General features: G+C 60.2%; 21 protein-coding genes. 4 read left to right on the top strand and 17 right to left on the bottom strand.

Features of this window, described 5'->3' with window-relative positions:
- Positions 1-72 precede the first annotated feature (72 nt).
- Positions 73-1,200 carry an acyl-CoA dehydrogenase gene (locus AK821_RS13750; RefSeq protein ID WP_064390162.1) on the top strand — a complete coding sequence of 376 codons (1,128 nt, stop codon included), beginning with the start codon at positions 73-75 and terminating at the stop codon, positions 1,198-1,200.
- A gap of 16 nt (positions 1,201-1,216) precedes the next feature.
- Positions 1,217-1,990, top strand: a complete 774-nt coding sequence (locus AK821_RS13745) for an enoyl-CoA hydratase (RefSeq protein WP_064390161.1) — start codon at positions 1,217-1,219, stop codon at positions 1,988-1,990.
- Between the two features lie 212 nt (positions 1,991-2,202).
- Here AK821_RS13745 and AK821_RS13740 read toward each other — a convergent pair whose 3' ends face one another.
- The 12 genes from AK821_RS13740 to arnB form a co-directional block, all read right to left on the bottom strand.
- Entirely contained in the window at positions 2,203-3,354 is a 1,152-nt protein-coding gene (locus AK821_RS13740) for an acyl-CoA dehydrogenase family protein (RefSeq protein WP_064390160.1), read from the bottom strand.
- Between the two features lie 3 nt (positions 3,355-3,357).
- Entirely contained in the window at positions 3,358-4,464 is a 1,107-nt protein-coding gene (locus AK821_RS13735) for an enoyl-CoA hydratase/isomerase family protein (protein ID WP_064390158.1), read from the bottom strand.
- A 233-nt stretch (positions 4,465-4,697) separates the two neighbouring features.
- The gene (locus AK821_RS13730; RefSeq protein ID WP_064390156.1) at positions 4,698-5,384 is read right to left on the bottom strand and encodes an HPP family protein; all 687 of its coding nucleotides are present in this window, start codon (positions 5,382-5,384) and stop codon (positions 4,698-4,700) included.
- Positions 5,385-5,543: 159 nt separating this feature from the next.
- Entirely contained in the window at positions 5,544-6,719 is a 1,176-nt protein-coding gene (locus tag AK821_RS13725; protein WP_064390155.1) for an MFS transporter, read from the bottom strand.
- 351 nt (positions 6,720-7,070) lie between these two features.
- Positions 7,071-8,450, bottom strand: a complete 1,380-nt coding sequence (locus tag AK821_RS13720; protein WP_064390154.1) for a UDP-glucose dehydrogenase family protein — start codon at positions 8,448-8,450, stop codon at positions 7,071-7,073.
- On the bottom strand, positions 8,447-8,851 hold the full coding sequence (arnF, locus tag AK821_RS13715) for a 4-amino-4-deoxy-L-arabinose-phosphoundecaprenol flippase subunit ArnF (protein ID WP_064390152.1): 405 nt from the start codon (positions 8,849-8,851) through the stop codon (positions 8,447-8,449). The genes AK821_RS13720 and arnF overlap by 4 nt, the downstream gene beginning before the upstream one ends.
- Complete coding sequence (gene arnE, locus AK821_RS13710; RefSeq protein WP_064390150.1) at positions 8,848-9,192, bottom strand: 4-amino-4-deoxy-L-arabinose-phosphoundecaprenol flippase subunit ArnE; 345 nt, start codon at positions 9,190-9,192, stop codon at positions 8,848-8,850. The genes arnF and arnE overlap by 4 nt, the downstream gene beginning before the upstream one ends.
- Positions 9,189-10,841: a lipid IV(A) 4-amino-4-deoxy-L-arabinosyltransferase gene (gene arnT, locus AK821_RS13705; protein WP_064390148.1), complete on the bottom strand. Its 1,653-nt coding sequence runs from the start codon at positions 10,839-10,841 to the stop codon at positions 9,189-9,191. Before arnT ends, arnE begins: the two co-directional genes overlap by 4 nt.
- Entirely contained in the window at positions 10,838-11,722 is an 885-nt protein-coding gene (arnD, locus tag AK821_RS13700; protein WP_064390146.1) for a 4-deoxy-4-formamido-L-arabinose-phosphoundecaprenol deformylase, read from the bottom strand. The genes arnT and arnD overlap by 4 nt, the downstream gene beginning before the upstream one ends.
- On the bottom strand, positions 11,722-13,728 hold the full coding sequence (gene arnA / locus AK821_RS13695) for a bifunctional UDP-4-amino-4-deoxy-L-arabinose formyltransferase/UDP-glucuronic acid oxidase ArnA (RefSeq protein ID WP_064390144.1): 2,007 nt from the start codon (positions 13,726-13,728) through the stop codon (positions 11,722-11,724). The genes arnD and arnA overlap by 1 nt, the downstream gene beginning before the upstream one ends.
- On the bottom strand, positions 13,725-14,741 hold the full coding sequence (gene arnC / locus AK821_RS13690) for an undecaprenyl-phosphate 4-deoxy-4-formamido-L-arabinose transferase (protein ID WP_064390142.1): 1,017 nt from the start codon (positions 14,739-14,741) through the stop codon (positions 13,725-13,727). The genes arnA and arnC overlap by 4 nt, the downstream gene beginning before the upstream one ends.
- Entirely contained in the window at positions 14,738-15,886 is a 1,149-nt protein-coding gene (gene arnB / locus AK821_RS13685; protein ID WP_064390140.1) for a UDP-4-amino-4-deoxy-L-arabinose aminotransferase, read from the bottom strand. Before arnB ends, arnC begins: the two co-directional genes overlap by 4 nt.
- 446 nt (positions 15,887-16,332) lie before the next feature.
- Between arnB and AK821_RS13680 the strand changes: the two genes are divergently transcribed.
- On the top strand, positions 16,333-17,178 hold the full coding sequence (locus AK821_RS13680) for a site-specific integrase (protein WP_236708317.1): 846 nt from the start codon (positions 16,333-16,335) through the stop codon (positions 17,176-17,178).
- Between the two features lie 6 nt (positions 17,179-17,184).
- Here AK821_RS13680 and AK821_RS13675 read toward each other — a convergent pair whose 3' ends face one another.
- The 5 genes from AK821_RS13675 to AK821_RS13655 form a co-directional block, all read right to left on the bottom strand.
- Complete coding sequence (locus AK821_RS13675) at positions 17,185-17,739, bottom strand: PqiC family protein (protein WP_064390138.1); 555 nt, start codon at positions 17,737-17,739, stop codon at positions 17,185-17,187.
- A gap of 16 nt (positions 17,740-17,755) precedes the next feature.
- Complete coding sequence (locus tag AK821_RS13670) at positions 17,756-19,411, bottom strand: PqiB family protein (protein WP_064390137.1); 1,656 nt, start codon at positions 19,409-19,411, stop codon at positions 17,756-17,758.
- Between the two features lie 252 nt (positions 19,412-19,663).
- A complete protein-coding gene (locus AK821_RS13665) occupies positions 19,664-20,965 on the bottom strand; it encodes an NAD(P)/FAD-dependent oxidoreductase (RefSeq protein WP_064390136.1) in 1,302 nt (433 codons plus the stop codon).
- On the bottom strand, positions 20,962-22,050 hold the full coding sequence (locus AK821_RS13660; RefSeq protein ID WP_064390135.1) for a polyamine ABC transporter substrate-binding protein: 1,089 nt from the start codon (positions 22,048-22,050) through the stop codon (positions 20,962-20,964). The genes AK821_RS13665 and AK821_RS13660 overlap by 4 nt, the downstream gene beginning before the upstream one ends.
- A gap of 160 nt (positions 22,051-22,210) precedes the next feature.
- Positions 22,211-23,569: a glutamine synthetase family protein gene (locus AK821_RS13655; protein ID WP_064390134.1), complete on the bottom strand. Its 1,359-nt coding sequence runs from the start codon at positions 23,567-23,569 to the stop codon at positions 22,211-22,213.
- A 162-nt stretch (positions 23,570-23,731) separates the two neighbouring features.
- Between AK821_RS13655 and AK821_RS13650 the strand changes: the two genes are divergently transcribed.
- On the top strand, positions 23,732-24,631 hold the full coding sequence (locus tag AK821_RS13650; RefSeq protein WP_064390133.1) for a helix-turn-helix domain-containing protein: 900 nt from the start codon (positions 23,732-23,734) through the stop codon (positions 24,629-24,631).
- The last annotated feature ends 18 nt before the right edge of the window (positions 24,632-24,649 follow it).

The following is a 24,649-nucleotide window of genomic DNA, read 5'->3' as shown; positions in this document are numbered from 1 at the left end:
ATGACCCACCGCTATCGCGAGCAGGCTCACTCCTACAGGGAAAACGGTGCGACTGATATTTAAGGATTCACCATGATTCCCAACGAAGACCAAACCCAGATCCGCGACATGGCCCGGCAGTTCGCCGAGGAACGCTTGAAGCCGTTCGCCGCCGAGTGGGATCGCGAGCACCGTTTCCCCAAGGAAGCCATCGGCCAGATGGCTGAGCTGGGCTTTTTCGGCATGCTCGTGCCGGAACAGTGGGGCGGTTGCGACACCGGTTACCTGGCGTACGCCATGGCCCTGGAAGAAATCGCTGCCGGCGACGGCGCCTGCTCGACGATCATGAGCGTGCACAACTCGGTGGGTTGCGTGCCGATCCTCAAGTTCGGCAACGATGATCAGCGCGAACGTTTTCTCAAACCGCTGGCCAGTGGCGCGATGCTCGGCGCTTTTGCATTGACCGAACCCCAGGCTGGTTCCGATGCCAGCAGCCTGAAAACCCGCGCGCGTCTGGAAGGCGATCACTACGTGCTTAATGGCTGCAAACAGTTCATCACCTCGGGGCAAAATGCCGGGATCGTCATCGTCTTTGCCGTGACCGATCCGAGCGCCGGCAAGCGCGGCATCAGCGCGTTTATCGTGCCGACCGATTCACCGGGCTACAAAGTTGCTCGCGTCGAAGACAAACTCGGCCAGCACGCCTCAGACACCTGCCAGATTCTCTTCGAAGACGTCAAAGTGCCGGTAGCCAATCGATTGGGCGAAGAGGGCGAGGGCTACAAGATTGCCTTGGCCAACCTCGAGGGCGGGCGCGTCGGCATCGCTTCGCAATCGGTGGGCATGGCCCGCGCGGCGTTTGAAGCGGCGCGGGATTACGCCCGTGAGCGCGACACCTTCGGCAAGCCGATCATCGAACACCAAGCTGTCGCTTTCCGCCTCGCCGACATGGCGACGCAGATCGCCGTCGCGCGGCAAATGGTTCATTACGCCGCCGCTCTGCGAGACAGTGGGCAACCGGCACTGGTCGAGGCATCGATGGCGAAACTGTTCGCTTCGGAAATGGCCGAGAAAGTCTGTTCGATGGCATTGCAAACCCTCGGTGGATACGGTTACCTCAACGACTTCCCGCTGGAGCGCATCTACCGCGACGTGCGCGTCTGCCAGATCTACGAAGGCACCAGCGATATTCAGCGCATGGTCATTTCGCGCAATCTTTAAGAAGGAATTTTTATTCATGACGTACGAAACCATTCTGCTCGAAACCCACGGCCGCGTTGGCCTGATCACCCTCAACCGCCCGCATGCGCTGAACGCGCTGAATGCGCAACTGGTCAGCGAAGTGAACCAGGCCCTTGATGCGCTGGAAGCCGATGCGAACATCGGTTGCATCGTCCTCACCGGTTCGAAAAAGGCCTTCGCCGCCGGTGCCGACATCAAGGAAATGGCCGAGCTGACCTACCCGCAGATTTACATGGACGATCTGTTCAGCGACAGCGATCGCGTGGCCAACCGGCGCAAGCCGATCATTGCCGCCGTTAACGGTTTCGCCCTAGGCGGTGGCTGTGAGCTGGCGTTGATGTGCGACTTCATTCTGGCCGGTGACAACGCCAGATTCGGCCAACCGGAAATCAACCTCGGCGTCCTGCCGGGCATGGGCGGCACCCAGCGTCTGACCCGCGCCGTGGGTAAAGCGAAAGCCATGGAGATGTGCCTGAGCGGGCGCATGATCGATGCGGTGGAAGCCGAGCGTTGCGGCATCGTTGCGCGGATTGTGCCGAGTGACGAGTTGCTGGATGAAGCGCTGAAGGTTGCTGCGGTGATTGCCAGCAAGTCGCTGCCGATTGCGATGATGGTCAAAGAAAGCGTCAACCGTGCCTTTGAGGTCAACCTGACCGAAGGCGTGCGTTTTGAGCGCCGGGTGTTCCATGCCGCGTTTGCCACGCAGGATCAGAAGGAAGGGATGGCGGCGTTTATTGCCAAGCGTGAGGCTGAGTTCAAGGGCAAGTAACGCGACTAAAGCGAAAAGCCCCTCACCCTAACCCTCTCCCGGAGGGAGAGGGGACTGATTGGGGGATATTTCAGATTTACGCCGACCTGGAAGTGCTTTATTTGAATCCGTAATCGACTCGGTCTTTCAGGTCGATGTATGACGCCATACACCTCGGTCGGCCCCCTCTCCCTCGGGGAGAGGGCTGGGGTGAGGGAAAGGGGCCAACACCATTACAACTGATAGTTCTTCAGCTCCCGCGCAATGACCATCCGCTGAATCTCGCTCGAGCCTTCATAGATCTGGGTAATCCGCGCATCGCGGTAGTACTTCTCGACCGGATAATCCTCCAGATAGCCATACCCGCCATGAATCTGGATCGCCGACGAGCAGACCTTCTCGGCCATCTCCGACGCAAACAACTTGGCCTGCGAAGCCTCGGACAAGCAAGGTTTGCCCGCCGTCCGCAGTCGCGCCGCATGCAGGATCATCAGCCGCGCCGCGTTGATCTGCATGTGCATATCGGCCAGCAGGTTGGCGATGCTCTGGTGCTCATTGATCGGTTTGCCGAACTGGATACGGTCGCGCGAATACACCAGCGCCGCTTCAAACGCCGCACGGGCAATACCCAGTGCTTGCGCGGCGATGCCGATGCGTCCGCCTTCAAGGTTGGACAGGGCAATCGCCAGACCCTTGCCGCGCTCGCCGAGCAGATTGGCCTCGGGAATGCTGCAGTTGTTCAGGGTCACCGCACAAGTATCGGAAGCGCGGATGCCCATCTTGTGTTCAGTGCGATCAACGATGAAACCGGCGGTATCGGTCGGCACCAGAAACGCCGAAATACCTTTCTTGCCCAGGTCTGGATCGGTCACCGCAAACACAATCGCCAGTTTCGCCCGTTTACCGTTGCTGACAAACTGTTTGGCGCCGTTGATCACCCACTGGCCGTCACGCAGTTCGGCGCGGGTGCGCAGGTTGTGCGCTTCGGAGCCGGCCTGCGGTTCGGTCAGGCAGAAGCAGCCGATGGTTTTCCCGCTGGCCAGATCCGCCAGCCAGGTCTGTTTCTGTGCTTCGCTGCCGTAGTTGAGCACCGGGCCGCAGCCGACCGAGTTGTGAATGCTCATGAATGCGCCGGTCGCGCCATCACCCGCAGAAATTTCTTCCACGGCCAAGGCATAGGCCACGTAGTCAACGTAGGTGCCGCCCCATTCCTCGGGCACCACCATGCCGAGCAAACCGAGTTCGCCCATTTTCGCGACGAGCGCATCGTCGATCCAGCCAGCCTTTTCCCACGCCTGCGCGTGCGGTGCGATTTCGCCACGGGCAAAGTCCCGGGCCATGTCGCGGATCATCACTTGTTCTTCAGTCAGTTCGAGATCGTGCATGGCTCAGCTCCCGCTCTCATCAAAACCGTGGAAGAAACTCGCGACATGCGCAGCGTCCAGCGCAGCAAGAGTCGGCGGGTTCCAGCGTGGTGACTTGTCTTTATCGATCAGCAGGGCGCGCACGCCTTCGATCAGGTCGCCACGGGCGAACCACTGGCGATCCAGATGCAGCTCCAGGGCGAAGCAATGTTCCAGGCTCAGGTGCCGACCGCGCCGGAGCATTTCCAGGGTCACGGCCATGGCCAGCGGCGAACGGGTTTCCAGCAGGTTGGCGGTGGTGGTCGCCCATTCATGGCTGTCGGCAACGGTCACCGCGCGCAATTGCTCGACCATGCTCGGCACATCCGGCAGGGCGAAAAAGTGATCGATAGCCGGGCGCAGGGCCTCAAGCGGCGCATCGGGCAGGGTCTGCACGGCGTGTTTGGCCAGCAGGTTCTGCAGCGCCTTGAGCGGCGTGTCCTGCCATTCCATCTGATCGAGTTTTTCGTCGAGCAGCGCCAGTTTGCTGCTGTCCAGATACCAGTCCGCCAGGCCGCAATACAGCGCATCGGCGGCACGGATCTGCACGCCGCTGACGCCCAGATAAATCCCCAGCTCACCGGGAATGCGCGGCAGGAAATAGCTGCCGCCGACATCGGGGAAATAACCGATGGCCACTTCCGGCATCGCCAGTCGGCTCTTCTCGGTGACCACGCGCAGATCGGCGCCTTGTACCAGGCCCATGCCGCCGCCGAGGACAAATCCGTCCATCAGCGCCAGCACCGGTTTACGGTAGTGATGAATCGTCAGGTCGAGGGCATATTCCTCGACGAAGAAATCTTCGTGCAGCGTATCGCCGCTCTTGAAACTGTCGTACAGCGAGCGAATGTCGCCACCGGCGCAGAAAGCTTTTTCACCGGCACCGCGCAGGACTACCGCGTGAACATTGGCGTCAGTCGCCCAGGCGTCGAGCTGCTGTTGCAGCAAACGCACCATGTCGAGGGTGATGGCATTGAGACCGGCGGGGCGGTTGAGGGTCAGGTGACCGATACGGTTGCGAACCTCGGCCAGCACCTCGTTTTGCGTGGCATCCATGGACTGGGTCCGCGGGGATGAAGCCTGAGCTGTCATCAGTAACTCCCTGCTTTTATTGTCTTTATTCGAGAAGCTCGCGCGCGAGCGTTACCGGATCGTAACAGTGCAAATTTGCCTTGTACAACGGGGATATGTGCAGGGCCTGTCTGCGTTTTTACCTTGCCCGAAATATACGCGGACTCATGTAGGAGCTGCCGCAGGCTGCGATCTTTTGATCTTGAAAAACAGGATCAAAAGATCGCAGCTTGCGGCAGCTCCTACATAAGGGGTCAGGTGAAGGTCGCGGTGATGCTGCGGCGTTTGGCGTGCAGTTCGCTGGCGTGGATCAACTGTTCCAGATCCTCGGGAGTGATGTCGATGAAGGCTTCCATGTCGGCCAGTGCCAGCTTGAGGTCTTCGGCGGTGATTGCCTGATTGTCGACCGGGGCTACTGCGGGCGCCGGTTCAGCGGGGCGTTTCGGGTAACGAATGCGCGTCAGGTTGTTATAGGCGAGGGCACTGAGCAGCATGCACGCGGCACCGAGCATCACCGGTTCCATGGCTTTCCAGTCCATGGCAATAGTCGCAGGATCAGCCAGCACCAGCGTCAGCGCCAAAGCGCCCGCCGGTGGGTGCAGGCAACGCAGCCAGCACATCAGAATCAGCGCCATGCCCGCCGCCAGACAGGCGCTGCCCAGGGTTCGGCCAAGTACGTGAGCGACCAGCAGCGCCACGACACCGGCACACAAATACCCGCCGAGAATCGACCACGGCTGGGCAAGGGCGCCGGAGGACACGGCGAACAGCAACACCGCGGAAGCGCCCAACGGCCCGATCAGATGATAAGCGACGTCATGGCCGAACACCTGCGCGCACAACCACACACTGAACAACGTGCCCAAGGCCATGCCGATGGCGGCGCGGCTCCATTCGGTTGGGCGGGTGTTTATGGCAGCGGGCAACCAGCGAGCGAGCATGTGAAACTGATCCTTCTACAAAATCCGGGCAAAAAAAAGGACTTGTCCGGCATATCCGGAAAGCCCTCGAAGTGTTCCAACATTGGGGGAGGAACGCACACAGTGTGCCGTTCAATCTCGATGCTGACAAATTCATATAAATGCAGTTTGAGTGCATTATTATTGCACTGAAGCCGCGCGGCGACCGCTGGCGACACACAAATAGCCGCCGACCGCCGCCAATGCGCTCAAGGCGTAGAACATCATCGGCGCCGGCGTGTGCATCAGCAGAAACCCGCACATTACCGGGCTTGCAGCACCGCCGAGTGCCGCCAGATTCTGCGCACCGTAGTAACTGCCGCGCAGTTCCTCGGGGGCGAGCGTGTCGACGAAGAGGAAATCCGCCGGGTAAATGATCATCTCGCCGAGGGTGAAGATGAACATCGCCACGCACCAGCCGATGAGGCTGTCGGCCATGCTGAAGCCGATCAGCCCGAGGATGAACAGCGCGGTGCCGCCGGCGATCCACTGGCGCAAGTGTTCGCGCTTGAGGAATCGGCCGATCTGGTATTGCAAGAGGATGACCGTGATCGCGTTGCAGGCGAGCAGGGCGGCCATGGTGTCGAGCGTTTGTTGCTGGGTGTGGGTGGCCAACAGGTATTGCGACAGGTACAGGGTGAAGCGCCCGTGCACCAGCGTGCTGAGCAGGCAGCCCAGGGTAAACAGGATCATCGTGCGGTCGTTTTTCAGGATGATCAGGGTGTTCAGAAAGCTTTGCGGCTGGCCGACCGGGGCGATCGGATTAGGCTCGTTCGCTGCGCCCACCAGCAGAAAAATGCTGCCAATGGCAATCGCGCCGGCGACGATAAACGGCGCCGAAGGCTGGATACCGGCAATCACCACGCCGATCATCGGGCCGACGGCGTAACCGATGTTGGTCAGCGTGTAGTTGAGGGAAAACGCCTTGACCCGCTGGCCCACCGGCAGGTTTTCACTGAGGATGGCTTTGGAGCAGATGAGGAACAGCGCCGACGCCGTTTCGCTGATGATCAACACCAATGTGACCAGGTACAGATTCTGCGCGAAGCTCAGCAGGATCAGGCCGATGCCGCTGGAGAGCATGGTCAGTATCAGCAACTGACGCTTGTCCAGCCGATCGATGATGTAACCCCCGTACAGCGACAGCAACGTGGCGCTGAATACCGCGATGCCCAACAGCAGACCGACGTCTTGCGGATTGAGGCCGAGCTTGTTGCTGAGGAACAGGGTCAGTAGCGGGCTGATCAGGGCGCGGCTGATGACGACGGTCAGCGAGCTGATCATCAACCGGCGGATGAAGCGCGAATAGGTGGCCACGAAGGGTCAATGTCCTTATTTCAAATGCTTGGCGGGCGTGCGTCATCCTCCCCGCGCAACCATCACCGGTCAAGCCGCCACACCACAAATCCTCTGTAGGAGTGAGCCTGCTCGCGATAGCAGAGTGTCAGGCATCATAGGTTAGGCTGACCCACCGCTATCGCGAGCAGGCTCACTCCTACAGGGGATTTGTACTGATATCAGGAGAGGGGCAGGGCCATCGCGTCAGCGGGCCTTGCGAGGCGAATGATCATATTCATGTAGGAGCTGCCGCAGGCTGCGATCGTTTGATCGGGATTCAAAAAAACAAGATCAAAAGATCGCAGCCTGCGACAGCTCCTACAAGAGGCTTCAAGCGACGTCGGACTCATGTGGCCACTGTTGCAGCGGGATCGGCAATTTGCGCGATTCGCCACGGCCCATCGGGAAGTAGTGGAAACCGTTGCGCGCCAGACGTTCGGCGTCGTACAGATTGCGCCCGTCGAAGATCACCGGGGTGTTGAGGCGCTGCTTGATCAAATCGAAATCCGGCGCTTTGAACTGCTGCCATTCGGTGCAGATGATCAATGCGTCGGCGCCGGGCAGTACCGATTCCGGCGTGCCCATCAGCATCAGTTTCGATTCGTCCGGGTAGAGGTTCTGGGTTTCCTGCATGGCTTCCGGGTCGAAGGCGCGCACGCTGGCACCGGCCGCCCACAGTTCTTCCAGCAGCACACGACTTGGCGCATCACGCATGTCGTCGGTGTTGGGTTTGAACGCCAGCCCCCAAAGGGCGAAAGTCTTGCCGCGCAGATCACCCTTGTAGAACGCGTTGATGCGCTCGAACAACTTGTGTTTCTGCCGCTGGTTGATCGCCTCGACCGCTTGCAGCAAGTCGCTGGAGCAGTGCGCTTGTTCAGCACTGTGGATCAACGCACGCATGTCTTTGGGGAAGCACGAGCCGCCATAACCGCAGCCCGGGTAGATGAAGTGGTAACCGATGCGCGTGTCGGCACCGATGCCCTGGCGTACCGATTCGATGTCGGCGCCCAAGTGTTCGGCGAGTTCGGCGATCTGGTTGATGAAGCTGATCTTGGTCGCCAGCATGCAGTTGGCGGCGTACTTGGTCAGTTCGGCGCTGCGCAGGTCCATGAACATGATGCGGTCGTGGTTGCGGTTGAACGGCGAGTACAGGTCGCGCATTACGTCGCGCACCTCATCACCTTCACAACCGATAACGATGCGGTCCGGACGCCGGCAATCGGCAACCGCCGAGCCTTCCTTGAGAAATTCCGGGTTGGAGACGATATCGAACTGCAGCAGGCGGCCGACCTTGATCAAGGCCTTTTCGATATGCGTGCGCAACGTATCGCCAGTGCCCACCGGCACCGTGGATTTCTCGACGATGATCAACGCCTGCTCACGATGACGGGCAATCGCGTCGCCGACCGACAGCACGTAGCGCAGATCCGCCGAGCCGTCCTCCCGCGATGGCGTACCGACGGCAATAAACGCCACCCGAGCGTGCTGCACGGCGAGTTTTTCATCGGTGGTGAATTGCAGGCGTTTCGAATCGAGACCTTCGCGCACCAGGCTGGCCAGCCCCGGTTCGAAAATGCTGACATGGCCCTGGCGCAACAGGTCGACCTTCTTCTGGTCGACGTCCATGCACACGACATCATGGCCGACCTCGGCCAACACAGCCGCCTGCACCAGACCGACGTAACCGCTGCCAAATACTGTGATTTTCATGGAGCACTCCTGAATGCGGGCGCACGAGCCGGACGCGTGTTGATGGTGATGACCCCGAGCATGACCAGCGCCACGCCCAGCGATTTGCTGAAACTGAAGGATTCGTTGAACAGCGGCAGACTGGCCGCCAGCAGGTACACCAGCGCGTAGCTGATGCTCAGCAGCGAGTAAGCGCGGCCCAGCGGCAGATCGCGCAGGGCGGCGAGCCAGCAGAGCATCGACAGGGCATAGGCGAAGATCGCCGCAATGACCACGGCCGATGCGCGCAGGTCGAGGCTTTCGATGTGCAGCCATTGTTCTGGTGCGGGCAGACGCGTCATGCTCCAGCGCATCGCGAGTTGCGCGGCGCTGACCAGCAAAACGCTGCCGAGGGCGAAAGTGATTCCGCGGCGCTTGTTCATGTCTGCTGCCCCAGCAAAACCACGCCGCCGATCACCAACGCCACGCCGAGCCAATGCTGACGGTCGATGGGTTCGCGGAAGACGAAGCGGGCGATCAGGGTGATCAGCACAAAGTTGAGGCTGAGCATCGGGTAGGCGATGCCGACTTCCAGGCGCTGCAACACCACAAGCCACACCAGCAAGCCTGAACCGAGGGCGAACAGTGCCAGCCACAACCACGGCGAACGCAGTTTGTCGGTCCACGTCGACTCGACCCCGCGCCAACTCTCCACGGCGTACTTTTGCGCCACTTGGCCAAGGCAGGTCAGCAGGCACGCGGCCAACAGCAGCAACAGGCTCATGACGCCACCTTCGGCAGGATCATGATCACCAGGTTGCCCTGCTCAAAACGGACGCCGTCCTTTGGCAACTTGTCGATTTCGTCCAGTTCGTCCTGCCCCTTGACGCGCATCACCACGCCGACCGAACCGCTGCGGCGCGCCTCACGCATCCACTGTTGCACTTGATCGAAGTCAACCCGTTGTTGAATGCCGTCAGGATAGGCAAGGCCATATTTCAATTCGCCTATCGTGTTGGACAACGCGACTTGCGGTGTTTTCAGACGCCAGGCCAGCGCCGACGCCGCGCCCAGGTCGTTGCTCAGCAGGTGGTCGGTCTGTGCCAGCTCGGTGAGGTGATGCTTGATGAACTGATCCGGCATCTTGTTGGCGACCACTGATCTGGGCATCGCTGCCGGCAAAACGGCGATCAGCAACAGGCTGCCCAGCGCCGGCGCCGCCCAGCATTGCAGCGGCAGGAAGGCTTGCAGCAGGTTGGCGATGATCCAGCCGATCAAGGCAATGAACACCAGCACCATGCTGTGCAGTTCGTGGTCGTACACCGGTTTGGTCAGTTGCAGATACACCAGCGCAATCAGCGTGACGATGCCCAGCAGCAGATTGAGCACACCATTGATGCTCAGCGCCCGACCTTGTTCCAGACGCAAGCGGTCGGCCAGCGCATTGCCGAGCAGCAACGCCAGCGGCAGCAGGCACGGCAGGATGTAGGTCGGCAATTTGCCGTTGCTCAGGCTGAAGAACAGCAGCGGCATCAGCAGCCACAGCAGCAAAAACACGACTTTGGGCTGAGTTCGGGTCTGCCAGGCTTGTTTGAATGAAGTCGGCAGCAATCCCGCCCACGGCAAACTGAACGCCACCAGCAGCGGCAAGTAGAACCACCACGGCGCATCATGCTGGGCATCGTCACCGGCAAAGCGGCGGATGTGTTCATGCCAGAAGAAGAACCGCCAGTAGTCCGGCTCCTGCGCATGCACCGAGAGCACCCACGGCAAGCTGACGACGATTGCGATGGCAATCGCCACCGGGCCGTACATCAGCAGTTCACGCCAGCGTTTTTGCCAAAGCATCCACGGCAAGGCGATCAGCACGGGCAGCAGCCAGGCGAGAAAACCCTTGGTCATGAAACCCATGCCGCAGGCCAGCCCCAGCACTGCCCAGGCAACCATTCGCTTGCCGCTGGTTTGACTGTCGACGGCAAACCACAGCGCCACCAGACTCAGGTTGACCCAGAAGGTGAATTGCGGATCGAGGTTGGCGTAACCGGCCTGACCGGCAACGATGGTGAAGCTCATGTAGAGCAGCGCGCAAACAAAGCTTTTGTGCGGCTCGTTCCACAAGCGCCGGGCGATCAGATAGCACAGCAACACGCTCAACCCGGTGCTCAGTGCCGAGGCGAAGCGTACGCCAAACAGGTTTTGCCCGAACAACTCTTGCCCGAGTGCAATCATCCAGTAGCCGGCAATCGGCTTCTCGAAATAGCGCAGGCTCATGAAGTGCGGCGACACCCAGTTGCCGCTCAGCAGCATGTCCTGGCTGATCTGCGCGTAGCGAGATTCATCGGGAATCCACAGGCCATGCGTACCCAGTGGCAGCAGGTAAGCCAGCAGACCGATTCCCAGCAAGAGCAACGGCAATGCCCAGCGTTTGGTCATGCGCCTTGCACTCCCAGCCAGCCTTCACGACCATCGAGCGCGCCACGTTGCACGCGGCCCACGGGCAAGGTGTTGAAGAACTCGGGCAACAAATCGCCCAGCGGAGTGAAGTCGATGTGGCGCTGACGCGCAGCGGCCAGCAGTTGACGAAATTCTTCAGCCATCAGAATCCCTTCGACCTCGGCATGAATGGTGTAGACGTTGAGCTGTTGCGCACGGAAGTGATCGAGAATGAAACCGTTGAAATCCCGCGCCGCAACGATGGGGCCGACGACTTCATCGAAGGTCGGCAGGTCCACCGGAATCTGCGGCGTGCCCGGCGTGCCGTCGGCCAGCATCGGACGAAACAGCCGCGAGCCCCGGCAATCGCTGTTGTAGCGAAAGCCGAAGGCTTGCTTGGCCTCGATCACGCGCTCGTCGGCACGCCAGCCGGCGGCGGCCGAACACTCGACTTTCGCGCCGAGAATGTCGCTCAAGGTGTCGACGCCCTGACGGATCTGCTCAATCAGTTGTTCGTTGCTCCAGCGCCCGGCGTTGGCTTGCCAGCCGTGGTGATCCCACGCATGCAGGCCAACCTCATGACCGGCATCGCGGGCCTGACGCATCAGGTGCCCGAGATCACGGCCAATCGGTTTACCCGGCCACGCGGTGCCGGCCAGCAGAATGTCCCAGCCATACAGGCCGGCGGCGTTGGAACGGAGCATCTTCCAGAGAAACTGTTGGCGGATCAGGCGCCACAGATGCCGGCCCATGTTGTCGGGGCCGACACTGAAGAAAAACGTTGCCTTGATCTGCGCCTCGTCGAGCATTTCCAGCAAGCGCGGCACACCTTCACGGGTGCCGCGAAAGGTGTCGACGTCGATGCGTAGTCCGGCCTGCATCAACCTGCCTCTTTGTTAGAGAGCTCCGCTTGTTCGAGCATCGCCTCGCGCAAGAAGAAATCCAGCGTATTGCCAATGGTCTCGCGCATTTCCACGGTCGGCGTCCAGTCGAGCAGGCGCTTGGCGTTGGCGATGCTTGGCTTGCGGTGCTCGACGTCCTGATAACCGGCGCCATAGAACGCCTTGCTCTCGACGTCGCGGAAACCGGCGAACGGCGGGAAGTTGCTGCGCAGCGGATGCGCTTCGAACTGGCGCAACAGCTCTTCGCCCAGTTGACGAATACTGGCCTCGTTGTCCGGGTTGCCAATGTTGATGATCTGACCGTTGCAGACGTCGTTGTCGTTGTCGATGATCCGCGCCAGTGCCTCGACACCGTCAGCGATGTCAGTGAAACAGCGCTTCTGCTCGCCACCGTCGAACAGGCGGATTGGCGTGCCTTCGACCAGATTGAGGATCAATTGGGTGATGGCGCGGGAGCTGCCGATGCGGGCCGAATCGAGTCGATCGAGACGCGGGCCCATCCAATTGAAAGGACGGAACAGGGTGAAATTCAGGCCCTTGGCGCCGTAGGCCCAGATAACCCGGTCCAGCAACTGCTTGGACACCGAGTAAATCCAGCGCTGCTTGTTGATCGGGCCGACCACCAGGTTGGAGGTGTCTTCGTCGAAATGCTTGTCCTGGCACATCCCATAGACTTCCGAGGTCGACGGGAAGATCACGCGCTTGTTGTACTTGACGCAGTAACGCACCAGTTTCAGATTTTCTTCGAAGTCGAGCTCGAACACGCGCAGCGGGTTGCGGGTGTATTCGATCGGCGTGGCGATGGCCACCAGCGGCAGGACCACATCGCACTTCTTGATGTGGTACTCGATCCACTCGGAGTGAATGCTGATGTCGCCTTCGACGTAGTGGAAGTGCGGATGGCTGCGCAGGCGGTCGATGGCGTCGGAACCGATGTCCAGGCCATAGACTTCGTAACGGTCATCACGCAGCAGGCGCTCTGACAGGTGATTGCCGATAAAACCGTTGACCCCAAGGATCAACACTCGGGTACGACGCGGCGCACGACCGGATTCAGCGCCGCGCAGCAGCGAGCCGTCGACCAGACCCAGCTCATTGGCCAGTTGCGGGCCGCTGAGGAACAGACCGGTGTCGTTGCGTTGACCGGAGAGGATCACCAGCGAATCTTCACCGCAAGCAATGCGCAGCGGATCGACGCTGATCACCCGGCCCGGCGCCTGACTGTCATTGCCTTTGACGACTTCCGCGCTCCAGACGATCAACTTGTGTTCGCCGACGGCGCAGAACGCACCCGGATACGGTTGGGTGACGGCGCGGACCAGATTGAACAGCTGCTCGGCAGGTTTTGACCAAAGCAGCTTGCCGTCCGCCGGCGTACGACGACCGTATACGCTGGCTTTCGATTCGTCCTGCGGGGTTTCGCTGGTCTTGCCTTGCAGCATCGCTGGCAAGGTGTCGCGCAGCAGATCGGTGGCGGCGATGCGCAGTTTGCCGTGCAGGCTCAGCGCGGTGTCGCTGCGCTCGATGGTCACGGGTTGCTGGGCAACGATGGCGCCGGCATCGGCACGTTTGACCATGCGGTGCAGGGTGACACCGGTTTCAGTTTCACCGTTGACCAGCACCCAGTTCGCCGGGGCACGGCCACGGTAGCGCGGCAGCAACGAGCCGTGCAGGTTGAACGCGCCGTGTTTTGCGGTGGCCAGCAACGATTCGCTCAGCAGGTTGCGGTAGTAGAACGAGAACACGTAGTCCGGATTGAGCTTGGCAATCCGCTCGATCCACAGTGGGTGGTTGACGTCTTCCGGCGCGTGCACCGGGATGCCCTTGGCGGCGCACAATTGCGCAACCGATCCGTAGAACGCGTTCTCTTTCGGATCATCGGCGTGAGTGAATACCGCGGCAATGTCATAGCCACTGTCGAGCAGGGCTTGAACGCCGGCGCAGCCGATATCGTGATAAGCGAATACAACAGTTTTTGCGCTCATGAGAGAACCTGATCATTGGAGGAGGAGAGACCGTCGACGGTGATGGCGCGCGGCGGCATGGCGGGTTGGCCGCGCAAGACTTTTTCAACGAAGAAACGCGGGCGGGCACGCACGTCGCTGTACATGCGCCCGAGGTATTCGCCGAGCAGGCCCATGCCGATGAACTGGCCACCGGTGAACACGAACAGCACAGCGAACAGCACGAACATGCCGTCACCTGCCCAGCCGGCACCGAACACCAGGCGCAGCACGATCAGTGCGGCGGCGAACAACACGCCGAGCCCGGCCATGGCGAAGCCGACAATGCTCAGCAAGCGCAACGGGGTGGTAGTCATGCAGGTGATCAAGTCGAACATCAGATTGATCAGGCGCATCGGGCTGTACTTCGAATCGCCGTGTTCACGCTCGGCGTGGGCAACGACGATTTCCGTGGTGTGGCGAGCGAAGCTGTTGGCCAGAATCGGAATGAAGGTGCTGCGTTCACGGCAGGCGAGCATCGCGTCGATGATCGTGCGCCGGTAAGCGCGGAGCATGCAGCCGTAGTCGCTCATGGCGACGCCGGTGGAGCGCTGCACCGCAAGGTTGATCAGCTTCGACGGATAGCGGCGCAACGCCGAATCCTGACGATTGCCGCGCACCGTGCCGACGACGTCGTAACCCTTTTCGGCTTCGGCGATCAGACGCGGGATTTCTTCTGGCGGGTTCTGCAGGTCGGCGTCGAGGGTGATCACCACGTCGCCTTTGCACTGTTCGAAGCCGGCCATGATCGCCGCGTGCTGACCGTAGTTGCGGTTAAGGATGACCGCCACGAATGGACTGTCTTCGCGGGTCGCGGCTTCCTCAAGGAGGTTGGCAGAGTCATCACGGCTCCCGTCGTCGATCAGGACGATTTCATAGTCGTAACGCAGCATCCGGCATGCCGCTTCGGTACGGCGCAGCAGTTGCGGCAGGCTGTCCTGTTCGTTGTAGACCGGGATGACGATCGACACACAGCGGATCGGATAGGGTTTCACAGGCGTTTATCCATGAGGGTGGCGATGGCCCCGACCACGCGATCAAGGTCCTGATCGGTCATGTCGGGGAACAACGGAATCGAGCACAGCCGCGCCGAGTTCCATTCGGTGTTGGGCAGGTACAGGTCGGGGTCACGCTGGCGATACCAGGTGTGCAGGTGGGTGGCGATGAAATGGATGCCGGTGCCGATGCCTTGGTCCTGCAAGCCTTTCATGAAAGCTTCGCGGTCCATGCCGCAGCGCTCGCTGTCGATGCGCAGGATGAACAGGTGCCAAGCGTGTTGTTGCGCGTAGGCGGGCAGGGCCAGCGGTTGCACCGGCAGGCCTTCGAGTTTTTTCCGGTAGGCAGCGGCCAGTTCGGTGCGGCGGGCGTTGATCGCGTCCAGACGCTCCAATTGCACCAGGGCAATCGCGGCGTTGATGTCGGCGAGGTTGTATTTGAAACCCGGTTCCATCACTTGCGCCTGCGGCTTGCGGCCACCGGTCAGGCGATCGTAGGCGTCAACCCCCAGACCATGGAACTTGAGCATGCGCACGCGGCTGGCCAGCGCTTCGTCGTCGGTGACGAACATCGCGCCTTCGGCACAGGTCATGTTCTTGATCGCGTGGAAGGAGAAAATCGCCGTGCCTTGCGCGCCAACGTGACGGCCCTTGTAACGGGTGCCAGCGGCGTGGGCGGCGTCTTCGATGACGGCGATGCCGTGCTTGTCGGCCAGCGCATACAGCGGATCGAGATCGAATGCGGCACCGGCGTAATGCACCGGGATGATCGCTTTGGTGCGTGGGGTGATCGCCGCTTCGATGCGCGCAGCGTCGGTCATCAGCGTGTCACGGTCGACGTCGATGAACACCGGTTTGGCGCCGAGCAACGAGATCATGTTGGCGGTCGACACCCAGGTTTGCGAAGGCGTTATAACTTCATCGCCCGGGCCAATGCCCAAGGCGAGCAACGCGATATGCATGCCACCGGTGGCCGAAGAAAGTGCTATGGCATGTTTGCAACCGACATAAGCGCCGAACTGTTCTTCGAGTGCCTGACATTCAGGGCCAGTGGTAATCCAGCCAGAACGTAATACTTGTGCAACGGCGGTTATTTCCTCTTCGCCGATACTCGGACGCGAAAACGGCAGGAACGCTTGACTCATAAGAACCTCGGGGCGACAGCCATCCTTCAGCCAATTGTCTGAAAAACACGGGATTTCAAGGGTTTGGGATACCGGCCGGGGAATGCCTGATTGACTTTTAAGTCCACGGACGGCAGGTTGTAGGCCTTTCGGGGCAACCTGTTGTAATTAAGGTTATGCCGCTTTTTGTGAAAGGAACATCAAAATACGGTTGGCCATTCGTCTATCTGTAAGCCATACAGCCACCGTTCAGACTTCTTCCGTTTATCGGCACTTTTAATAGAAAAGTCCTACAGAAGAGTCGCTCCTTATATAAGTTTCTTTGCACTTTCAGTTTGTTTTGTTGAACTGTTTTCTATTCAAGGCCGTTTCGTTTGATTGACTTGTCGAGTACTGAATCCACCCCGTCCACCACTAATCCGCTGACGATTTATCTGGCACGCCTGGCGCCTTCCAGCCAATTGACCATGCGTTATGTCTTGCAGGACGCGGCCGACCGCCTCGGTTTCGAAGACGTCGACATCGAGGAAATCCCCTGGCACGGATTGCAACCCGAAGACGTCGTGGCGCTGGTGGCTGCGTTGCGCGCCGACGGCTATGCGCCGAACACCTCTTCGCTGTATGTCAATGCTGTGCGCGGCGTGATGAATGAAGCCTGGCGCATGAGTCTGATCAGCCAGGATCATCTGCTGAAGATGCGTTCGGTCAAAGGCATTGCCGGCACGCGCTTGTCTCAGGGGCGCAATTTGAAGCGCACCTTGATTCACGAACTGATGGAAGTCTGCGCCGCCGATCCGCGCCCTCAGGGACTGCGCGACGCAGCGGTGATTGCGCTGTTGTACGGCACCGGCATGCGCAAATCGGAATCGGTGGATCTGGATTTGAATCAGGTCGACTTCAGTGAGCGCAGCCTGACCGTCACCGGCAAGGGCAACAAGCAACTGATCAAGTACGCACCGCAGTGGGCGTTCGCCAAGCTGGACGCGTGGCTGGAGTTTCGTCGCGGGCAGCTCAAGGAGGGCGAGCGCGACGACACCTTTCTGTTCAACCGCATCCGCCGTGGCAGCCACATCACCCGCGAGCGCATCACCAAACACGCGATCTACTACATTGCCCGTCAGCGTGGCACTCAGGTCGGGGTGAAGATCATGCCCCACGATTTCCGTCGTTCGTTTATTACCCGGGTGATCGAAGAACATGACCTGTCGATCGCGCAGAAGCTGGCGCACCACAGCAACATCCAGACCACCGCCAACTACGATGTGCGTGATGACAACGAGCGGCGGCGGGCGGTGGATCGCTTCGATCTGTAGGCCCCGTCAGGACGGGGAAGGGCAGGTGCGAGCGTTGCCGGTTGCCGCCCGACTGATCTGCTCGGCCAGCCGTTTGACGTTGTGCTGCTGGGCGCCCACCAGATCATCGATGGTCGGGCCGGACGGTGTCTGCAGGGTCGAACGGCAGGTCAGCAAGCCATTGTCAGTGGCGCCGACGGGCCGCAAGCGCCATTTGGCGTCGATCAGGCCGTACTGACCGGGGATCGAGTCGAAGCGTTGCACTTCGATGCGCACCGAAACGTTGCCTTGGCCACTGGTATTGCTCAGTTGATCGGCCAACGCACCGCGCAACTCATCCGCCAGTGTCGCCCCCCACCAATCGGTTTCCAGAATCGCCAGGCCGCTGTTGCCCTGGCGGATAACGATTTGCGCACGGTCGACCTGCGGCGGTACGGTGATGGCTTCAATCGGGATTTGCGCCCCGGGGCGGGCGCTGCCCAGTTGCACCGGCGTCAGCGTATGAAAGCTGATCGGGTCGCTGCGGCAGGCGCCGAGCAACAAGCACGCAGCGAGCACGGTGATTTTCAGCGGTACAGCCATGGTTAAGCTCCTGTGCTCAATTGCGTGGCGGTCCTTTCAGGTCCAGCGGCGCCGCGTTGTCTGGGCGACCGCGAATCAGCGATTCCGGATGGCGACCAAGGTAATCCGAGAGTTCACGCAGGGAGCGCGACATGCGCCCGAGTTCGTCGAGGGTCTCGGTGAGCTTTTCGCGTTGCGGTGAATCTTCGGCCAGGGTCGAGCTGGCGGACTGTAGGGTTTTGCTGACGTCGGCGAGGGTGTTTTGCACGCCTGGCAAGGTCTTCGCGTTGAACTGGGTCAGGCCTTTGCGCAGTTCGACCAGGTTGCTATCGAGGTTGCTGGCAATGCGATCGACTGGCAGCTTGTTGAGCTTGTCGACCACGGCTTCGAGTTTTTCCTGCAGTTGCTCAAGGCTGCCCGGCACGGTCGGGATCATCACCGGGCGCAACGTCGGATCGAACGCGACTTTCTCGGCTTTCGGGAAGAAGTCCAGGGCAACGTACAGCTGCCCGGTCAGCAGATTGCCGCTGCGGGCCTGCGCACGCAGGCCATTGTCGATAAAGGTACCGATCAGACGAATCCCGGCCGCTTCGTCGTTGGGGTCATGCTTGAAGGCAGTGAGCATTTTGCCGTAGGCCATGCCCAGGCGCTGCGGGTAAATGACGATGCCGACGTTGAGCGGGAAGCTGCGTTTTTTCGCATCGAAATCCAGATTGATCCCGACCACCCGGCCGATCTCCATGCCAAGGAACTCCACCGGCGCATCAACTTTCAGGCCGCGCAGGGATTGGTCGAAGCGCAGACTCAAGTATTGCGCCTTGCCGTTGGGCGGAGCGAGGGCAGTGCTCTGTTCGGCAAACAGTTCGAAGCCTTTGTCTTCGGCTGCTGCGACGTCGTTGGGGCTGTATTCCGGGGCACGGAAGGCGATGCCGCCGACCAGCAGGGTCGAGAGCGACTCGGTCTTCACCGCAAAGCCGTTGGCGCCGACATTGACGTCGATGCCGCTGGCGTTCCAGAAACGCGTGTTTTCGGTGACGAAGGCATCGTTCGGCGCATGGATGAACACTTCGATATTGACGCCTTTGCCGTCGGGGTCGAGGGCGTAAGTGACGACTTGGCCAACCGGAATCTTGCGGTAGTAAACGGGGGAGCCGATGTCCAGCGATCCGAGGTCCGAAGCATGCAGCATGAAACGCTTGCCGGGTTCGCCGTAGGTAATGGGGGGCGGGTTTTCCAGGCCTTTGAAGTGCTTGGCGCGGGCATTGGACTGGCCGATGTCGGCACCGATGTAATCGCCGGAGAGCAGGGTGTCGATGCCGGAAACACCGCCAGCGCCGATCCGTGGGCGCACGACCCAGAACTGTGAGTCTTCACGGGTGAAGGTTTCGGCCTGTTTGGCCAGCTTGATGGTGGCGTTGACGCTTTTCTGGTCATCGCTCAACTCGACATCCGTGACCTGGCCGACAACCACGTTGCGGTACTTGACCTCGGTTTTGTTCGCCGTCAGCCCGCTGCCGGTCTTGAAGGTGACCACGATGGTCGGGCCTTCCTGGAGGATGTTGTGCACCACCAGCGAGATGCCCACCAGCACGGCGACAATCGGCACGATCCATACAAGTGAAATGCCGAAACGGCGGGTTTTGACTGGGGCCTGGCCAGGTGCTCGCGGCTCGTCGGTGGCTGACGACTTCATCCATGTCCTCCTCGATTGATTGGGCACTGAGCGTCAGGAACGCAAAAGCACCTCATCAATATAGAAGTGCTTGGCGATAGAGCAAATCTGTATAGCGCACGCGCCGTGATTCCCCTGTAGGAGCTGCCGCAGGCTGCGATCTTTTGATTGATCGTTCCCACGCTCTGCGTGGGAACGCAGCCGGGGACGCTCTGCGTTCCAAACAAGGTCAAAAGATCGCAGCCTGCGGCAGCTCCTACAGGGATTTGGGGTTTAACCGAGCATTTCCCGCAGCCGATACCAGAACATCCCCAGTGCCAGCAGTGGCGAGCGCAGGGCCGTGCCGCCGGGGAAGGCCATGTGCGGCACGCCGCTGAACACGTCCATACCTTGACTGTGCCCGGCGTGAATGGCCTCGCCGAGCAGTTTCGCGCACCAGTGCGTCACGTTCAGGCCATGCCCGGAATAGCCCTGTGCGTAGAACACGTTCGGGTGTTGCTTGAGCCGACCGACCTGCGGAAAGCGGTTAGCAGTGATGCCGATCTTGCCGCCCCACTGGTAATCGACGCGCACGTCGGCCAGTTGCGGGAACACCTTGAGCATCTTCGGGCGCATGTAGGCGGCGATGTCCGCTGGATCGCGCCCGGAGTAGTGGCAGGCACCGCCGAACAACAAGCGCCGATCGGCCGAGAGCCGGTAATAATCGAGGCCGACTTTCTGGTCGCACACTGCCAGATTGTGCGGAATCAATTGCGCGGCGCGCGCCTCGGACAACGGTTCGGTGGCGATGATGTAACTGCCGGCCGGCAGCACTTTGCCACTGAGTTGTTGTTCGAGTTCATCCAGATGCGCATTGCAGCCGAGCACCAGGCTGCCGGCACGCACTGTGCCATGGGCGCAGCGCACCTGCACCGTCGCGCCGTGGATAATTTCCAACACCTGACTTTGCTCGAAGATCTGCACGCCCAGCGCTGCCGCCAGACGCGCCTCGCCTTGCACCAGATCCAGCGGGTGCAGGTGGCCGGAGCCCATGTCGACCAGGCCACCGGCATAAATGTCGGAGTTCACCACTTGCTGGCGAATCTGCTCAGGGCCGATCAGGCGGGTTTCGTGGGCGTAGCCGAGTTCAGCGAGGTCAAGCCGTTCGTCCTTGAAAGCATCGAACTGCGCCTTGGTGTTCGCCAGATCGCAGAAGCCCCAGCTCAGGTCGCACTCGATGCCGTTGTCGCCGATGCGCTGGCGTACCAGCTCCACCGAATCGATGCCGGCGCGCTGCAAGTAACGCACGCCTTCCTGACCGACATACTTGGCGAATCCGTCGACGTCATGACCGATGCCGCGAATCAACTGCCCGCCATTGCGCCCGCTGGCGCCCCAGCCGATGCGCCGCGCCTCGAGCAAAATCACCGAGAGCCCGCGCTGAGCCAGTTCGATGGCGGTGTTGACCCCGGTGAACCCGCCGCCGATCACGCAGACATCGGCAGTCAGATCACCGTCCAGCGTTGGATACGGTGTGGTCGCCCGCGCTGACGCTGCGTAATACGAACGGGCATGTTCCTGGGTGTACTGATTCATTTGTTCGACTTCACTTTGCTCCAGGACCGGGTCATCAGACGCATGATCGCTTGGGGCGGGGTAGTAGAGATGTAGAGCTTGTCGAGGACTTCTTGAGGCGGGTAAACCTCAGGGTTGTTGACCAAGTCCTGATCCATGTACTGCTTGGCGGCCGGGTTCGGGTTGGCGTAACCGACGGACGCGCTGACCTTGGCGATCACTTGTGGATCGAGCAGGTAATTAATGAAGGCGTGGGCTTCTTTGGTGTTGCTGGCGTCAGCGGGGATGGCCAACAGATCGAACCAGAGGTTGGCGCCTTCTTTCGGAATGGCGTAAGCGATGTTCACGCCGTTCTTGGCTTCCTTGGCGCGGTTGGCGGCCTGGAACACGTCGCCGGAGTAACCGAAGGCGACGCAGATATCGCCGTTGGCCAGATCCGACACGTATTTCGACGAGTGGAAGTAGGTGATGTACGGACGGATGCTCAGCAGTTTGGCTTCGGCTTTCTTGAAGTCTTCCGGGTTCTCGCTGCGCGGGTCCATGCCCATGTAATTGAGCACGGCGGGAAAGACTTCGTCAGCGGAGTCCATCATCGACACGCCGCACTGGCTGAGCTTTTTCAGGTTCTCAGGCTCGAACAGCACGGCCCAGGAATCGATGTGGTCGATGCCCAGCACTTGCTTGACCTTGTCGACGTTGTAGCCGATGCCGTTGGTGCCCCACAGGTACGGCACCGAGTGCGCGTTGCCCGGGTCATTTTTCTCCAGCAGTTCAAGCAGCTTCGGATCAAGGTTCTTGAAGTTCGGCAGTTGCTCGCGATCCAGTTTGAGGAACGCGCCGGCTTTCACCTGACGGGCGAGGAAATGGTTGGACGGCACGACCACGTCGTAGCCAGTGCGACCGGCGAGCAGTTTGCCTTCCAGGGTTTCGTTGGAGTCGAAAACGTCGTAGATCACCTTGATTCCGGTTTTGGCCTGGAAGTCGGCGAGGGTGGTTTCGCCGATGTAGTCGGTCCAGTTGTAGACGCTGACTTGTGGCTGGGCTTGGGCTCCGATGCTGCACATCAGGGCCAGAGCGGCGGGAACCATGGTTTTCAACAGACGCATTTCGACACCTCTTAAATTTATTGGATTTCTCAGGTGGTTCGCTAATCCCTTGTGGGAGCGAGCCTGCTCGCGAAAGCGGTGGGTCAGGCAACATCAATGGTGACTGTGCTGACGCCTTCGCGAGCAGGCTCGCTCCCACAGGGATTTGTGCAGATTTGGGTTAGACGCTCAGCATCAGGAACTCACGCTCCCACGAGCTGATCACGCGCTTGAAGTTTTCATGCTCGGCACGCTTCACCGCGACATAGCCACGCACGAACTTGTCGCCAAGGTATTGCGCGACGGTTTCGCACTCTTCCATTTGCGTCAGCGCTTCTTCGATGGTGATCGGCAGGCGCAGGTTGCGGCGTTCGTAGGCGCGGCCTTGTACGGCGGCGCTTGGCGCGATGCCTTCGACCATGCCGATGTAACCGCAGAGCAGACTCGCCGCGATCGCCAGGTACGGGTTGGCGTCGGCCCCCGGCAGACGGTTCTCGACGCGCATGGCTTCAGGGCTTGAGGTCGGCACACGCAGGCCGACGGTGCGGTTTTCTTCGCCCCATTCGACGTTGACCGGTGCCGAGGTGTCCGGCAGGAAGCGGCGGAACGAGTTAACGTTTGGCGCGAACATCGGCAGCACTTTCGGGATGTACTTCTGCAAACCGCCGATGTAGTGCAGGAACAGCTCGCTCATTTGCCCATCGTCATTGGCGAAGACCGGCTTGCCGGTGGCGATGTCGACCACGCTTTGGTGAATGTGCATGGCGCTGCCCGGCTCATCGCCGATTGGCTTGGCCATGAACGTCGCGGCGACGTTGTGCTTGAGCGCCGCCTCACGCATGGTACGTTTGAACACGGTGATCTGGTCGGCCAGATCCAGCGCGTCGCCGTGACGGAAATTGATTTCCATCTGTGCCGGGCCGTCTTCATGGATCAGTGTGTCGAGGTCCAGACCTTGCAGTTCGCACCAGTCGTAGACGTCTTCGAACAGCGGATCGAATTCGTTGGCGGCATCGATGGAAAACGACTGACGACCGCTTTCCGCACGGCCCGAGCGACCCAGCGGTGCCTTCAGCGGCAAGTCCGGGTCTTCGCAACGTTGGGTCAGGTAGAACTCCATTTCCGGCGCAACAATCGGCTTCCAGCCCTTGTCGGTGTACAGCTGCAGGACTTTCTTCAGCACGTTGCGCGGCGACAGCTCGATCGGGTTGCCGAACTTGTCGAAAGTGTCGTGGATGACGATGGCGGTCGGCTCGATCGCCCATGGAATCACGTAGACCGCGTCAGCCACTGGCTTGCAGACCATGTCGATGTCGGCAGGATCGAGCAGGTCGTAGTAGATGTCGTCGTCGACAAAATCCCCGGTTACCGTTTGCAGCAGCACACTTTCCGGCAGGCGCATGCCTCGCTCATGCAGGAACTTGTTGGTCGGTGCGATCTTGCCGCGGGCAATGCCGGTCAGGTCACTGACCACACATTCGACTTCGGTAATCTTGTGATCTTTCAGCCACGTGAACAGCTGATCGAAAGGGGCATTCATAAAGACCTCGTTATTGGTTTTATAGACGCCGGGGAGGGCGGGTTTCATCTTCCGCCCCTTCCCCTGTGGCGCGTTGACGACTATCTTGGGCGAGCCTTGCAGTTCCATCTATCCACTTTAAGCAGCACCAAAGCGCACCAAAAGAGTGCGCAAGGTCACCCCATGACAATGTGCAATCCGCTACAAGTCCAAGCGTTCAACACCGCCGATGTCGCCGAACAAGTCCGTGCTACACCGGGCTGGGTCCAGCATTACCAACAGATGTCGCCGGGGCATTTTGCCGGGCAGATCCGCTATCTGGATCTGCAGGGCGTCGAGGTCTATGAAGAGCAGATGAACACCCGGGTCGAGCAGAATTTCAGTGCGCCGTCGGGTGCTTTGGCGTTCTGTTTTGATCGCAGTGACAACGCGCTGTACCTGCTCAATGAAGAGAGCCGCAACATCTGGATTACCCCGGAGAACTATCAGGAAATCGCCGTGGTGTTCGGTCCGGAGTTTGTCCGTCAGCACGGTCTGGATGTGGCGAAACTCGAAGGGTTGTTCATGACGCAACTCAACTGCGGACAGAATGCCCTGTTCAGTCGCTGGTTAAGTTCGACTCTCACGAAGTTGTCGCAAACTGTTGATCCGCTTGATAAAGATTCGCTGACAAAGCAGCTGCTCGAAGACTGTTTGTTCATCCTCGACAACGCTCATACCAGCCTTGATCGCGGCGGGTTACAGAAACGTAGCGAAGAACGAATGATCATGAAACGGGTCGGGGAGTGGGCGGCGGATTCGCCGGAAGATACCCTCAATCTGCTCGAACTGTCGCACGTGGCAGGGGTACCTTTGCGGCAATTGCAACAAGCGTTCAAGGCCTACACCGGGATGACCCCGAGTCACTGGCTGCGCTTGCGTCGGTTGAACAGTGCACACCGCGAATTGCTCAAGCGCCGGCCCACGGAAACGACGGTTGCCGAGGTGGCGATGCAGTGGTCGTTCTGGCATTTGGGAAGGTTTTCCAGCAGTTACCGGGCGTTGTTCAAGGAGTTGCCGAGCGAGACCTTGAAGCGCTCATGAATGCCGTCGTGGATAAAA

Origin of the sequence: Pseudomonas sp. RIT-PI-r (assembly GCF_001297015.1) — a bacterium.
Taxonomy (GTDB): domain Bacteria; phylum Pseudomonadota; class Gammaproteobacteria; order Pseudomonadales; family Pseudomonadaceae; genus Aquipseudomonas.
Note: the sequence above shows the minus strand (reverse complement) of the source record. Positions and strands in the feature narration are given on the sequence as shown.

Excerpts from the sequence above, each read along its gene's own strand:
- arnT (WP_064390148.1), bottom strand. The coding sequence starts at position 10,841 with ATGACCAAACGCTGGGCATTGCCGTTGCTCTTGCTGGGAATCGGTCTG.
- AK821_RS13730 (WP_064390156.1), bottom strand. The coding sequence starts at position 5,384 with ATGCTCGCTCGCTGGTTGCCCGCTGCCATAAACACCCGCCCAACCGAA.
- arnB (WP_064390140.1), bottom strand. The coding sequence starts at position 15,886 with ATGAGTCAAGCGTTCCTGCCGTTTTCGCGTCCGAGTATCGGCGAAGAG.
- AK821_RS13665 (WP_064390136.1), bottom strand. The coding sequence starts at position 20,965 with ATGAATCAGTACACCCAGGAACATGCCCGTTCGTATTACGCAGCGTCA.
- AK821_RS13660 (WP_064390135.1), bottom strand. The coding sequence starts at position 22,050 with ATGCGTCTGTTGAAAACCATGGTTCCCGCCGCTCTGGCCCTGATGTGC.
- AK821_RS13745 (WP_064390161.1), top strand. The coding sequence starts at position 1,217 with ATGACGTACGAAACCATTCTGCTCGAAACCCACGGCCGCGTTGGCCTG.
- AK821_RS13675 (WP_064390138.1), bottom strand. The coding sequence starts at position 17,739 with ATGGCTGTACCGCTGAAAATCACCGTGCTCGCTGCGTGCTTGTTGCTC.
- arnE (WP_064390150.1), bottom strand. The coding sequence starts at position 9,192 with ATGAGCCTGTTGCTGCTGTTGGCCGCGTGCCTGCTGACCTGCCTTGGC.
- arnA (WP_064390144.1), bottom strand. The coding sequence starts at position 13,728 with ATGAGCGCAAAAACTGTTGTATTCGCTTATCACGATATCGGCTGCGCC.
- AK821_RS13680 (WP_236708317.1), top strand. The coding sequence starts at position 16,333 with ATGCGTTATGTCTTGCAGGACGCGGCCGACCGCCTCGGTTTCGAAGAC.
- AK821_RS13720 (WP_064390154.1), bottom strand. The coding sequence starts at position 8,450 with ATGAAAATCACAGTATTTGGCAGCGGTTACGTCGGTCTGGTGCAGGCG.
- AK821_RS13740 (WP_064390160.1), bottom strand. The coding sequence starts at position 3,354 with ATGCACGATCTCGAACTGACTGAAGAACAAGTGATGATCCGCGACATG.
- AK821_RS13650 (WP_064390133.1), top strand. The coding sequence starts at position 23,732 with ATGACAATGTGCAATCCGCTACAAGTCCAAGCGTTCAACACCGCCGAT.
- arnF (WP_064390152.1), bottom strand. The coding sequence starts at position 8,851 with ATGAACAAGCGCCGCGGAATCACTTTCGCCCTCGGCAGCGTTTTGCTG.
- AK821_RS13735 (WP_064390158.1), bottom strand. The coding sequence starts at position 4,464 with ATGACAGCTCAGGCTTCATCCCCGCGGACCCAGTCCATGGATGCCACG.
- arnD (WP_064390146.1), bottom strand. The coding sequence starts at position 11,722 with ATGCAGGCCGGACTACGCATCGACGTCGACACCTTTCGCGGCACCCGT.
- AK821_RS13750 (WP_064390162.1), top strand. The coding sequence starts at position 73 with ATGATTCCCAACGAAGACCAAACCCAGATCCGCGACATGGCCCGGCAG.
- AK821_RS13655 (WP_064390134.1), bottom strand. The coding sequence starts at position 23,569 with ATGAATGCCCCTTTCGATCAGCTGTTCACGTGGCTGAAAGATCACAAG.
- AK821_RS13670 (WP_064390137.1), bottom strand. The coding sequence starts at position 19,411 with ATGAAGTCGTCAGCCACCGACGAGCCGCGAGCACCTGGCCAGGCCCCA.